Source organism: Hallerella sp., assembly GCF_022776125.1.
GTDB classification, from domain to species: Bacteria; Fibrobacterota; Fibrobacteria; order Fibrobacterales; family Fibrobacteraceae; genus Hallerella; species Hallerella succinigenes.
Genome location: NZ_JALFIA010000050.1, coordinates 1 through 13,385, shown reverse-complemented (window position 1 = coordinate 13,385; position 13,385 = coordinate 1). Strand labels below are relative to the sequence as shown.

General features: G+C 48.9%; 11 protein-coding genes. 6 read left to right on the top strand and 5 right to left on the bottom strand.

Annotation, left to right across the window (positions count from 1 at the left end; all coding sequences use genetic code 11):
* The first annotated feature begins 253 nt into the window (after positions 1-253).
* From MR847_RS06100 to MR847_RS06090, 3 genes are all read left to right on the top strand, one after another.
* A complete protein-coding gene (locus MR847_RS06100; RefSeq protein WP_353846844.1) occupies positions 254-1,309 on the top strand; it encodes a transposase in 1,056 nt (351 codons plus the stop codon).
* 151 nt (positions 1,310-1,460) lie between these two features.
* Positions 1,461-2,498, top strand: coding sequence for a TolB family protein (locus MR847_RS06095; protein ID WP_106519387.1), 1,038 nt, complete (start codon positions 1,461-1,463; stop codon positions 2,496-2,498).
* On the top strand, positions 2,498-3,211 hold the full coding sequence (locus tag MR847_RS06090) for a glutaminyl-peptide cyclotransferase (RefSeq protein WP_287723233.1): 714 nt from the start codon (positions 2,498-2,500) through the stop codon (positions 3,209-3,211). Before MR847_RS06095 ends, MR847_RS06090 begins: the two co-directional genes overlap by 1 nt.
* Positions 3,212-3,223: 12 nt before the next feature.
* Here the strand turns inward: MR847_RS06090 and MR847_RS06085 are convergent, their stop codons facing one another.
* Positions 3,224-5,140, bottom strand: coding sequence for a hypothetical protein (locus MR847_RS06085; protein ID WP_287723232.1), 1,917 nt, complete (start codon positions 5,138-5,140; stop codon positions 3,224-3,226).
* 60 nt (positions 5,141-5,200) lie between these two features.
* On the opposite strand from MR847_RS06085, the gene trxA reads away from it, so the two are divergent.
* Positions 5,201-5,518 (top strand): thioredoxin, encoded by a 318-nt coding sequence (gene trxA, locus MR847_RS06080; RefSeq protein ID WP_100426603.1) that lies wholly within the window; start codon positions 5,201-5,203, stop codon positions 5,516-5,518.
* A gap of 107 nt (positions 5,519-5,625) precedes the next feature.
* Here the strand turns inward: trxA and MR847_RS06075 are convergent, their stop codons facing one another.
* Both MR847_RS06075 and MR847_RS06070 read right to left on the bottom strand, forming a co-directional pair.
* Positions 5,626-7,224 (bottom strand): bifunctional anthranilate synthase component II/anthranilate phosphoribosyltransferase, encoded by a 1,599-nt coding sequence (locus MR847_RS06075; RefSeq protein ID WP_100426602.1) that lies wholly within the window; start codon positions 7,222-7,224, stop codon positions 5,626-5,628.
* Position 7,225: 1 nt separating this feature from the next.
* The gene (locus MR847_RS06070; protein WP_106519391.1) at positions 7,226-8,635 is read right to left on the bottom strand and encodes an anthranilate synthase component I family protein; all 1,410 of its coding nucleotides are present in this window, start codon (positions 8,633-8,635) and stop codon (positions 7,226-7,228) included.
* A 300-nt stretch (positions 8,636-8,935) separates the two neighbouring features.
* On the opposite strand from MR847_RS06070, the gene MR847_RS06065 reads away from it, so the two are divergent.
* Entirely contained in the window at positions 8,936-9,955 is a 1,020-nt protein-coding gene (locus MR847_RS06065) for an aminoglycoside phosphotransferase family protein (RefSeq protein ID WP_287723231.1), read from the top strand.
* Here MR847_RS06065 and MR847_RS06060 read toward each other — a convergent pair.
* Both MR847_RS06060 and MR847_RS06055 read right to left on the bottom strand, forming a co-directional pair.
* A complete protein-coding gene (locus MR847_RS06060) occupies positions 9,936-10,862 on the bottom strand; it encodes an NAD-dependent epimerase/dehydratase family protein (RefSeq protein ID WP_277003041.1) in 927 nt (308 codons plus the stop codon). The genes MR847_RS06065 and MR847_RS06060 overlap by 20 nt on opposite strands.
* A 108-nt stretch (positions 10,863-10,970) precedes the next feature.
* Positions 10,971-11,900 carry a lysylphosphatidylglycerol synthase transmembrane domain-containing protein gene (locus tag MR847_RS06055; RefSeq protein ID WP_287723230.1) on the bottom strand — a complete coding sequence of 310 codons (930 nt, stop codon included), beginning with the start codon at positions 11,898-11,900 and terminating at the stop codon, positions 10,971-10,973.
* Positions 11,901-11,926: 26 nt separating this feature from the next.
* Here MR847_RS06055 and MR847_RS06050 point away from each other — a divergent pair, with 26 nt between their 5' ends.
* Positions 11,927-12,904: a glycosyltransferase family 2 protein gene (locus MR847_RS06050; RefSeq protein WP_287723229.1), complete on the top strand. Its 978-nt coding sequence runs from the start codon at positions 11,927-11,929 to the stop codon at positions 12,902-12,904.
* Positions 12,905-13,385: the final 481 nt, after the last annotated feature.

Below are 13,385 nucleotides of genomic sequence, written 5' to 3'. Positions count from 1 at the left end.
GTACGTCTTCTCACAGTTGGCAGAAAGCCATTCTTTGAGCTCGTCCACAGTCAGAGATTTGATATCTTTATAATTTGTCACCGAAAAGCAAAAATAGAAAAAAATTAGAAATTAGGAATGAGAAATTAGAAATGTAGATAGTCGTCCCTTAAAATCCCGCCCAGCCCGCATAACTATTGGGGAAAATTGATTTCTACCCTGTGAAATTATTGCAAGGATTTCTAAAATATGATTGAAAACCTTGCAATTTTTTATGTACAGACCGCCAAAATCCCACGCCCAGACAAGCCTTTTCTGCTCCCTTGAGGAACAGTTGAATCGCAAGCATCCCCTTTACGTTCTTGCGAACAAGATTGACTGGAACAAGTTCGAGACCGAGTTTTCTAAACGGTTTGACGACAAAATGGGTGCGCCGAACAAGCCGATCCGTCTCATGACCGGGTTCATCATCCTGAAGCACATCCGTGATGTGTCGGACGAGTCCGTCGTGGAGCAATTTCAGGAAAACGCCTATTACCAGTATTTTTGCGGGGAACGCATCTTCACGACGGAGCAGCCCTGCGACCCGAGCGAACTTGTCCACTTCCGTCTTCCGCAGCGCAGGCTGAAGACAATCGCGGGACGGCTCGTCCGTGAATTAGAGCGAAATCTCGCCAGCAAGAACTTGTTGAACACGTACAAAGAAAAAATCGAGCTTTTCAAAAAAGTTCTGGCACAGAAGAAATGCGACAAGGACAAGGTCTATTCGCTTCACGAACCCGAAGTAAAATGCATCGGCAAGGGCAAGGAACACAAGAAATACGAGTTCGGCAACAAGGTGTCAATCGCCCGTAGCTACAGCGGCCTCATCGTCGGCGCAGTCGCGTTCAGGGACGAGTATGACGGACATACGATAGACGATACGCTTGACCATGTTGAACAAATGCTCGGCTTCAGGCCGAGCCGGGCAGCATGCGACCGGGGATACCGCGGACAAAAGGAATCCGGAACGACAAAGATCGTGATACCGGACGTCCCGAAGAAAAACGCGACTTACTACCAGAAGGAAAAGGCTCACAAGCTTTTTTGCAAGAGGGCTGGCATCGAACCAATCAATGGTCACTTGAAAAGCGATCACCGCATGGGTCGCAACTTCTACAAGGGAATCTTTGGTGATATGCTCAACGCAAAGCTTGCAGCAGCGGCGTTCAACTTCAAGAGGGCCATGAGGCGCTTTTTTGTCCGGTTGGAATGGCTATACTGTTGCTTCCTTTGCCGGGAAGGGGTGAATAAAAACGGCGAACCTCCTTATCCTGCGCTCGCGAAGTGACTTTTTAAGGGTCAACTAATTACAAGGTAAAAACAAAACGGGCAGGTTCTTCGCCTGAGGAACCTGCCATTTTTATTTTTGGCTATATTTTTTACCGGACACTAATAATATTTTATATTCCATATTTGAATTTGATTTGAGGAATTCTAAAATGAAAATTTTGAAACTCGCCGTTGCAACGCTCGCCCTTTCTGCATTCGCTTTTGCAGATGAAGCTCCGACAGGTGCTCCGGTAGCCCCGACTTCCGAAGAACAGTCATCCTTGAATGCGATCAAGGGAAAACTCAACGGTAAAATCGTCTGGTCCACATCCCGTGTCCATTCGACGCATGACCTTTGGATCATGAACGCAGACGGAACTGATTCGAAGGCGCTCACCAATTCCTCTACCGTGGACTGGTTTCCGCGCTTCTCTCCGGACGGTCAAAAGATCATCTTTACCCGTTCCAAGGGTGGCTGGACTCCGGAAAACGATGCGAATTATCCAGAAAAATGGGACCTCTGGATGATCGACGTGAACGGTGAAAACGAAAAGAAAGTCGCCGATAACGCCACCTGGGGCACTTTCCGTCCAGATGGTAAAAACATCGTTTTTTCCCGCGGCGCAAAAGTGTTCCAGAAGAACCTCGAATCGGGTGAAGAAAAGCTGCTTTTGGACGGCGAAAAAGCCTTTGACGAAAAGGGTGTCATTCTGCAGGAACCGAACCTTTCTCCAGATGGCAAGTACATCGCCATCACCCTCCGCGGTTCCATGCGCGAAACGGGCATCTGGGACATTGCAAATAAAAAGTGGAACAAGTCCGGAGACGGCTGTCAAATTGACTTCTTTGCCGACGGCAGCAAGGTTTACCGTGTAAATCCGACGGGTAACGGTGGCACTGCCGCTCCAAGTGAAATTCTTTGGTTCAACGTCAAGAACGGCGAACAGCAAGAAAAGGTCGGCTTCTTTGGCGTTCCGAAAGCCGCGAAGCTCATGGACCTTCCGGGCCGTCGCTCGCATGAATACTTCCCACGCGTTTCTGCAAATGGCAAATGGCTCGTCTGGGGCGCAACGGCAAAGGGTCACGATCACGACATTTATGATTACGAACTTTACCTGTGGGAAATCGGTAAAGATCCAAAGACCGCAGCTCGTATCACGTATCACTCCGGCAATGACCGCTGGCCGGACATTTGGCTTTCGAAGTAATGCTTTCTGAACTCCTCTGCGCCGCGGCTCTCGGCTCTTTTACGGTTTTGGATTCCGCAGAACATTCTGTGGACCATTATACGCAGGGCCTGTTTTTTGACGGGGGAGTTCTTTACGAAACGACGGGGCATTATGGGAAATCCCGAATGTTCCGTTACCCGGCGCCGGGCAAAGCACCGACGGATTCCGTTTCTTTGGAATCTCGATTCTTTGGCGAAGGGTCCATTAAACTGGGAAACGATATTTTTTGGCTGACTTGGCGTGAGGGAACCGCTTTCGTTTATGACGCTCAAACGCTAACCCGCAAAAGCGCCTTTTCGATTCCGACAGAAGGCTGGGGACTCGCTTTTTATAAAGGCTCCTTGTTGATGTCTGATGGCAGTGATCGCCTGTACTTTCTTTCGCCTGGCGAAAAGAACGTTTTTCGAAACGTTTCTGTAACGGACGATTCCAAACCTGTCCGCAATCTGAATGAACTGGAAGCGGTGGGGGACATTGTTTACGCAAACGTTTGGCAGTCCGATTCCATTGCCGCAATTGATCCGAAATCGGGCAAGGTTCTCAAGTGGTATGATTTTTCAAGGATTGCCCGTCAGATCCGTAAAAAGATTCCGGAAGCAGAAGTCCTGAACGGCATCGCCTTTGACGGAAAAGCTTTTTGGATCACTGGGAAAAACTGGCCGGTGATGTACAAGGTTCAAATCAAACCCTGATCTTTGAGCCTTTTAATTGTCAAAGCTCCACGTAATGCCGTAGAGGAATCGGATTCCTTCGGGTCGGTAACCCGCAGCAGGTTCATAAAGGCTGTGATTCAAATTGTCGATACGCGTGTACAGCGAGAACGTAAGAATCCGCATGCGAGCTTCAAAATTCAAAGCGAGATAATGCTTGAGTTCGACGACTTCCAGCACTTCTTTTTCTGCTTCCTCGTCTTCCGTCACTTGAAGATCGTAACGGTTGCCGAACCATGTAAAGTTGAAGGCGACGCTTACGCCTAAACGGTTCTTCACAAATTTATCCGACCAGCGGATGTAACCTTTGTAATAAAGATCCGTGACATCGATCGGGCGATTCTCTTTTGCTAGGGACTGTTCACGTTCCAAATAGAGCTGCCAATTTCCAATGGAAATGCCTGCCGCCACATACCAGTCCAAAACTTCTGCATAATCCAGATTGATCCACTGCGAAGCCGTTTCAATCGATTCGAGACCTTCTCCTGTTACCCAGCGCTGCTTGATCGGATTATCCGCATATTCGTATCGCAAACCGACGCCGTAAAAGATTCCACCCGGATTCCATTCGAAATCTCCGGTCATGCGTACGCGTTCTTCTTCCTTCAAATCTTTGTTCGGGTAAGCATATCGGGCGCGGTTGTAAACCTTGAGCTCATCGACATCGGGGAAGCGCACGTCGTTTCGAACCGTCCCCTTGAGGTCCAAATGGTACGGCAAGTGCAAAGTCGCATAGGCGGATGTCATCTTTGCCACTTCCACGGAATCAAAGATGTTCGAATTGCGCAACGCACCTGCCTGAACTCTAAATTCGAGGAATGCGAGTTCGTCTTTCAATTCCAAATAATAAAGTTCACGGTCCTGCTTGTACCGGGAATTGAGCTCGGTGAATTCATACTGCATGCGAAGTGCTGGATTCAGCGGAAGTTTTAACGCAATTCCGCCTTCGCCATTGATCGTTTCATATTTCAAAGCGTCGGTCACCCCGTACCAGGTAGTATCTTGGATCGTTTTGCCGTCTTCATCGAGAGTGTCTTGAATGCTCTTCACCAAATCCGGCAAACTGTCGTAATAGATTTCATGCTCGCCGCTGTAAATGCTTGCATAAATTTCTAACGGCTTGATCGGATGAAACGATCCGCGAATGCCATACGTGAACGAACGCAATTCCGTATTCAACGGGTTTTTCAAATAGGTTACACTGCTGTAATCGGTCGTATCCTGCGTGTATGCGTACGGAGGAATATCGTCGTTCTCTACCACGAGGTAGCTCATGCTTGCCACGGCGGTTCCCTTGGGAAAATACCAGGCAATCGCAGGCTTAAAATGCGTCGTGTTCATTTGTACGTTACGCCCGGTGAATGGAATCTGCGAAGAGTCTCGTCCCAAAGCAAAGAACGGCTGGTGGGTCACATCCTGATAGCGGAATACTTTGGAGCTGTCATTCGAATAGCTTGCCCAACCGATATCGAGCTCAATGCTGTCGAGCAACAGACGTCTAAAGTCCAAACCGAAAGAGTTTCCGTTAAACGAATAACGTTCCCAAAGGATATGCGTTTCTGGAGTGTCCACAGGAATTCCGCGGGCAAAGTCTTCCTTCATCACACCGTTTTCGCCATACATCGAAAGCTGCGTCTCATCGTATTCAAGCGGGAACGTGAAAATGCCAGCAAGCTTAGAGGGGAGTCTGCGCGTGGGGCCGCCGATTCCTGCGGAACGAAAATCCAAATCCGGATTGCCGAGAATCGAAGTGCCGAGAATCCATTCCGCCTTCTGACCTTCCAAGTCGTAGGTGCGTTCTGCGATTTCCGGCGATTCTGCTCCCTTGCGCGCTGTGCTGAGTTCATCGACAGCAGCGAGTGCTGGCGAAAGGAACAGGCAAAACGTGATGAGAATCGCAAAAAAAGGCATATCTATACTCTCGATGTAGAAAAATAGCTATTTTATAGCAAAAATTTAGAGAGGTGAAGAATGTCCGTTCTCAATGTGACAGAAAAAGATTTTGACCAGGTGATAAATTCTGGTAAACTCGTCTTGGTGGACTTCTGGGCTGTATGGTGCAGACCGTGCCAGATGATGGGTCCTGTGATGGAAGAACTCGCCCAAGAATTTGACGAAAAGATCGTCGTTGCCAAGGTGGACGTGGATTCGAACGAATCTCTTTGCGCTCGTTTCGGCATTACGAACATCCCGAACATGAAGTTTTTCAAGAACGGTTTGGAAGTGGCAAATATCGTCGGTGCAGTTCCCAAGAACACGCTTGTTGCCGCTATCAACAAGAACCTCTAATTTGATTCTGTTTGAACGGCAAACACAGCATTGTAAATTAAAATTCAAGCATTGCAAAAAAGACCCGCATCATTGCGGGCCTTTTGCATATTCCAAAGCGAGGAAGTTTAGAACTGCTGAGTGGCGTTCTTGACTTCTTCGATCTTCTTTAGAACGGAGCCGTCTTCCATTGCCTTCATCGCCATGTCGTAGCCTTCCTTCACGGTTTTTGCCTTGTTGCTAATATAAAGGGCTGCCCCCGCATTCAAAGCGCAAGCATACTTGATGCCCGGGCGACCCTTGCCATTCAACAGATCTATGGCGAGTGCAAAGTTGTCTGCGCCCGTGCCGCCGGCGAGATCTTCCGGGTCCACAGACGGAACGCCGAATTCCTTTGGATCCAAGCGGTATTCACGGTACTTGCCGTCTTCGAGGATTTCTGCAATCGTTGACGGAACGCACGGAGAAATTTCATCATAGCCGTCATCGCTGATTGCGACCATCACACGCTTTGCACCGAGAGCCTTTGCCGCCTTGGTAAACGGTTCGAGCACTGATTTGCTGTATACGCCGAGCATCAGATACTTGGCTTCAGCCGGGTTCGTGAGAGGTCCAAGCAAGTTCATGATGGTCTTTACGCCAAGAGCCGCACGCACCGGGGCCGCAAAGCGCATTGCGCTGTGATAAACCGGAGCCATGAGAAATACAAAGTTCGTCTTGTCGATGACTGTTGCAGCCTGCGTTGGCGTCATATCGAGCTTAAAGCCTGCAGCCGTATAGAAGTCCGCTGCGCCCGACTTGCTCGAAACGGCACGGTTACCGTGCTTTGCTACCTTCGCACCGCAAGTCGCGGCGATGAGGCCCGAAAGGGAACTCACGTTGAAGCTTCCCTTACCGTCGCCACCGGTACCCACGATATCCGTGAGTTCGTCACCGCTGTACGGAAAACGGCGCTTCTTCTTGTTCAGCACATAGGCGCAGCCGGCGATTTCGTCTGCCACAGGACCCTTAGCAAAGAGTGCGGTCAAGATGCCCGCCATCTGGCGTTCATCCATGATGCCGTCCGTCAGGTCTTCCATAAAGAGCTCTGCTGTCTTACGGGAAAGATCCTTGCCGTCCATGAGCGTGTTCAAAATGCCGCGCACATCGAGCGGTTCGCGACGGTAGTTCAAGAACGCCTTGAAGAATTCGTCTGCACGGCCGCTCGCAATGGATTCCGGATGGAACTGCACGCCTTCAATCGGCATCGTCTTATGGCGAATGCCCATAATGTCGCCGTCCGTAGCACGTGCCGTGATTTCAAAATCCGAAGGCAGTGTCGATTCATCGATCACAAGGCTGTGGTAACGCGTAAAGATATTCTTCTTGCCGATGGTACGGAAAAGGCCCTTGCCGTCCAAGTCAATTTCTTCCGCAATGCCGTGCTTAATGAACTTCGCCTGCACAATCTTTGCACCAAAAGCGTAGCCGATAGCCTGATGTCCGAGGCATACGCCGAGAATCGGAAGCTTGCCTGCAAAATGCTTGATCGCTTCTACGGAAATTCCCGCATCTTCCGGACGACCCGGACCCGGGCTCACGATCAAACGACTCGGATTCAAGGCTTCAATTTCCTGGATCGTGCATTCACGGCTACGGAGCACGCGAATTTCTTCCGGGGTGATTTTTGCCAGCGCCTGATAGACGTTGTATGTAAAGGAATCGTAGTTATCGATAATGACGATCATTTTAATTTTCTCCTTCCAACACGGCGCGGACGGCACCCAATTTCTCATTTGTTTCTTCGAATTCACGTTCAGCGTTAGAGGCTGCGACAATGCCGCCTCCCGCCTGCAAGCTAATCGTCTTACCCTGCTTCAAGCAGCAACGAATGGCAATGCAAAAATCCAAGTCACCATCGGATTCCATATAGCCCACGGCACCCGCATAGAAGCGACGCTTGACCTTTTCAAGGCGAGAAAGAATTTCGATTGCGCTGATTTTCGGAGCGCCGCTCACCGTACCCGCCGGGAAGCTCGAACGCAAGACTTCAATCGCTTTTTTGCCCTTCGAAACCTTTCCCTGCACATCGGAAACGAGGTGAATCACATGGCTGAACTTTTCGCAATCCATGTACTTGGTCGTTTCCACGGTACCCGCTTCACAAACTCGGCCGAGGTCGTTACGAGCTAGGTCCACGAGCATCAGGTGTTCTGCACGTTCCTTTGGATCGGCCTTCAAATTCTTGATGAGTATTTCATCTTCCGCTTCATCTTTACCGCGACGACGTGTACCGGCAATCGGGTGAATTGTGGCGATGCCTTCGCGCACACGTACAAGGCTTTCCGGCGAAGCGCCGATGAACTGATGCGTACCGTAATCGAGGTAGAACATATACGGCGACGGGTTCACCGTGCGAAGTCTGCGATAAATGTCCAAAGCTTCGATATCGCTTGCGAACTGGATGCGGCGAGATGGGACCGCTTGCACGATATCACCTGCGATAATATGCTTCTGCAGTTCCGCGACCTTTTCCACGTATTCCTTGCGAGAGTTTTCGATGTCCGTCATCGTAATGCCCTTGCTGTACTTGGCTTCCGGAGCGAGATAGCTAAAGTCCAGATCCGCAAGACGCTTCTGGATGTTTTCGATCGCAGCCGGCAAATTAATCTGGTGTTCTTCGTAGTTCAGAGCGAACAGGTGAAGCTTTTCGGTAAAGTGGTCAAAGACGATGTAAATGTGACCGATTAAGAATTCCGCTTCTGGAATGTTCAATTCATCGACCTGCGGAGCAAGGCGAATCGTATCGCAGCGGGCGCAGAATTCATAGCCGAGATAGCCCACGCCCGAAGAAGGGATTGGGATCTGGTTAGGCGGAACCGTATTTTCCGCAGAGATCTTTAAAAGAGCATCGAGAATGTCTCCTTCGCCTTCCTTCAAAAAGACGCTTTCCTTGCCGTCCACGACAATGCTCACGTCCTTTTCGTTCTGACGCAAGCGGAAGCCTTCGTCTACCATCAGAGTGGAATAGCGGCTACGACCGTGCGCAAAGCTTGCCGATTCAAAGATTGCCTTAGCGCCGAGCTTTTTCGCTAAGGAGAACGGGGTATAGCGTTCACCGGGGAGCGCTACATAGATACTGTCTGTTCTTTCGGTCATGATTTCTTCCTTATAATTGAATTTCTAATGCAAAAAAAAAGCCCCGATTTCATATCGGAGCCGCATTTGCCTAAAAATGGATCAAACGATCAAAACGCGTACTCCGATTTCAAAGTACGCCACCACCAGTTGTTGCCGTTGAGAGTGATGATCGAGTAATTCATACGCAAAGAAAATAAAAAAGCTTTTTGGCAATGGCAACGGGAAATTCAAAAAAATATTTTTGAAATATTTGAATTTCGTACAAAAATGAAAATTAGAATGATATATTATCAAAGAAATTCAATTCCAGGATACGCTATGATACAAGAACGTCCGCAAATTGCCCCCAAGATTCTCCGTTCCCTTGAAAGTAAAGGCTTTACCGCTAAAGCCGCATGGAGCCTCGCCGGTTCCGCAGGATCGGGCCGTCAATATTACCGCATCACCGAAGGCGAAAAGACCGCGATTCTGCAAACGAACGCCTCCGCGAATGAAGACTTTGAACATTTTGTCTCTTACGGAAAATCCTTTAACGACTTTAGCCTGCCGACACCAGAAATTTGGGCTGTCGACGATGCTTTCGCCCAAATCCTGATGCAGGACATGGGCGAACACACGCTCCTTTCCGTTGTAGTCCAAGACGGCCAGACCCTCGCTGGCAGCGCACGTGTTCTGTACCCGGCTGTGATCGATGCATTGGTCCGCTGGCAGGAATCCAGCCCCAAGTTCTTCCTTTGCCGTGCAGATATTGCAGCTCGCCGTTTTGATTACAGCGCTCTCAAATGGGAAACCGATTATTTCCGTACAAATTATCTTCAAAAGAAAAGGGGCATTGCCGAAATTCCGCAGGCAGTCGAAAACTTCTTTTCGACCCTCGCTTGCATGGTCGACACGCATCCGAAGGTTTTGATGCATCGCGATTTCCAGTCCCAGAACATCATGGTTTGCAACACTTCCGAAGTCGGCTTTGTAGACTTCCAAGGCGCTCGCCGCGGCACGATGTTCTACGACATAGCTTCGCTTCTCTGGGATCCGTACGTCTCTCTCCCAGAAGCAATGGTGGAAGATTTCTTTGAAGATTGGTACCGCGGTTATACGCTTTGCCACGAATCCTTCGACAAGGATGAAGCATGGACGCTCTTTTTACAAGCAAGCCTGCAACGTTTGATGCAGGCGATGGGAGCGTTCTGTTTCTTGTCGATGGAAAAGAAGATTGCAAGCTTTGAGCAGTATATTGAACCGGGCAAAAAGCGTTTGCTCCGCGTACTCGAACTTTACGAACCGCTGAGCCCTTCTCGCCACAAAGCGATAACTTTCCTCAAGAATTCGCTATTGTAGATTTCAACTGCCATTCGATATGCTTGTCCATTTCGGCGCTAGCGTCAAAGCTTAAGCCGAAAGTGGTTGCGATTTTTTCCACAGAAAAGAGCATCGGATGGTCGGACCACCCCAAATCTTGCTCCACGATTTTCGCGGAGCTTTTTTTGTGGGTCAATTTTTCATAGAGTTCGAGCATTCGATTGGCGATGTCGTGCCAAGAAATCCAGTTACGGCTGAGTCCCAAATAAATTTCTTCGTTATAATCGCTGTCGAGAACGCGTTTAAAGAGCTTTGCCTGGTCTGCAGCAGAAATGAATTGCGTACCATCATTCCTAATCAGGTGAATATCGCCACCATTTACTACGGCTTGCGCCATCAAAGCGAAACGTCTATCGGGCTGAGTGACGCCGTTTTCGCCAAAGGCGGGGTTTCCGAACGTATAACCCGGACGAATAATGTTGCGCTTCATCGAGGTTCCACGGAAGCCGAGCACATAGGCTTCGCCCGCCGCCTTCGTCGCTCCGTAAAGGTCCACCGGAAGGTTGATGACGTTTTCATTCATCACCGAGCGGAATTTTCCCATCGCGGCGGTACTTGAGGTATAAATAAATTTCTTGCACCCCGCCTTGCTTGCCGCCTGCAAAATCAGCACGGTAGCACGTGTATCATTTTCAAGCATGGAAAGTGGAGTTTCGCCCCAACCGAGTGCAATATGAATACACGCATCACAGCCGACAAGGCCTTTGGAAATGGTCGCGGCATCGTAAATGGTTCCTACGAGGATCGTCACCTTGGAATGGTTTGCAAGTGCGGGAATCTTATCCGGGTGTCTTGTCAAAATGACAACTTCGTGGTTGCTTTCCAAAAGTTCACGAGCCACATAATGACCGATAAAACCGGTACCACCAGTAATAAAAATACGCATGGCAAAATCCTCTTTTTGCTGACCGACTTTTATCAAACTAGCATTCTTTATGGAAATTGAGATGTAAATTTTCGTTCTTAATTATTGAAAAAGAGCCATAAAAGGCTCTTATCCCGCTTTAGAATGCTTTTTCTGAATCGCAAAGACCACGGCTCCCTGACACACTTGAAAGAGTAGAAGGATATAGCCCAAAAGTCCTGCCGAAAGCACAATGTCCGCAGGGATTCCGAGGAGGCCTGTATAAAGGCTTATCTGGACGCCTTCACGAATCCCGATCCCGTTGATCGAAATCGGAATCATCGAAACGATAATGATAATTCCCGAAAATACGGTGACTGCCGCCCAGGAAACCGGATGCCCGATCGCCATAAAGTACAGGCAGTTTGTCGCAATCGTAATCAGCTGCAGCCAAATGGAATCCATCACCGCAAAAAAAAGAATGCCTTTATGCTTGCGGTAAATGGCAAGACTGTTCTGCAACTTCGCCACGAACGGCACACGCTTCGAAATAATGTCCAAATGGAACTTGTCCGAAAAAAGGCATAACACGGTCGCCGCAATGCATAATCCGCACATGCAAATCATCGTCACATGGTAAACCGAAGGAATTGCTTTTTGAAGGCTCAAAAACGGGATCGCGCAAAAGAAACAAACGAACAAAGCGAGCAATCCTAGAATGCGCGAAATCAAAATGGACGCCACCGACTGAGAAGTTTGACCATAGCGCTTTCCAAAAGCGACGGATTTTACGACGTCGCCGCCAAAACCTCCCGGCAAAAGGTTATTAAAGAAATAACCGAGAGCGATATAGGCGTAGTAACTGCGGTAGGGAATTTCCGGTCCTTCGATGGACATCTTCTTCCAACGGTTCGCCTGAATCAACATGCCTAGTTCCGTGAGTATAAGCATCGGAATCAGCCACGGAAGAACTGACAAATTCCAGTTCTTGAAAATATCAGAAAAAGGCACACGTGAAAAGACAAAGATCAAGCCGCCGACGCTGACCACCAATTTGAGAAGTGTCTTTATCTTTTGCATAGTTGCAAAAATAGTATTTTTTACGCATGAACCAAATGGAAGTCGGAATCATCAATTATAATGGTGGAGAAGAACTCGTCCGCTGTGTCAAAAGCTTGACCGCGCAATCGTTCCCGGTTCGCGTCTTCGTTTATGACAACGCCTCCGCCGATCATTCCCTCGAATTGCTTGAGCAGTCGGGTGAACCTTGCGAAATCATCCGTTCAACAAAGAACCGCGGCTACGCAGGGGCTTGCAATGGACTCCGCGAACACATGACTTCCGACATCCAGGTTCTTTGCAACATGGATCTGGATTTTGACAAGGATTGGGCAAAGAATCTTTTCGCCTGTTTTGAAGCGCATCCCGAAGCAGCATCCGTGGCAAGCCTTGTCATGGAACGTTCTGGTTTTGTGAACGCGATTGGTGTTCTCTTTGGAGAAGACCTTTTTGCCGAAAACGAAGGTTCCGGAAAAGACGAGAAGGATACGGATATCCGCGAAAAGGAAGTCTTTGGCTGCTACGGCGCCGTGATGGCGTTCCGCAAGGAGTGTGCAGATAAGGTCGGCGAACTTGACGAATCCTTCTTCCTCTTCTTTGAAGAATCCGAATGGTATTTCCGCTTTAATCTTTGCGGATTCAAGACCTTCTTCTGCCCACGTGCCAAGGTTTTCCACGAACGTTCCCTCACTACGGTCCGTTATTCGCCTCGAAAGCTTTATTTTTCGGAACGAAACCGGTTGCGTTCTGCGGTCCGCTTGCTGCCCGTTTCAAGCCTTGTCCGCTTGCCGGTCATTGCATTCAAGCGTTACCTTCGTATGGCCAAGGGTGGCGTTCCAAAACAATCGAGCGACGGCAAAAAGCTTTCCAAGGTTTCAATCTGCAATGCGCTTTTCAAAGCTTGGATTGAAGCGATCTTCGCCATTCCTCGGGAGTGGGGGATTCGAAACTCTTACGAAGAACGCTACGGCAACGTGCAAAATAAGATGCTCGAAATCTTAAAGCGTTATCCGTTGCAGAAATAATTAGTTCAGTTGGGCTTTATAAAGCCAAGCTCAATTGTAGTTACAAACCAACGCTTCGATTCGGACACAAAACGCCTACCTAACCGAAAAGGATACTGAAAAATCCACTTTTTGTGCGTGATTTTACAGAAAAGGACTGGCTTAATCCTTTGCCGTCCCTAGGGAAAAAGAAGATGACGCTCGCGGAAAGGACGGGCATCGGCCCGGCAACGGTCATCCGGTTCTTTTCCCGACGAGGAACTCTATCCCGATGCCCGCGCCCGCATCATCCACGACAACGGCAAGGTTGCACTCGGCTATCGGGTATCTGACCCCTGATGAAGTTTTTGCGGGCAGGATGGAAGATCGGCTTAACGAACGGAGAGAAAAAATGTATAATGCAGTCAAGGACCGTCAGGCCTACTGGAAATCCCAGCCGACATGATGGACTATCTTATTAGCTTTGCCAAAAATGTCCAAGTTCAACTTGGGTGGGACAAAA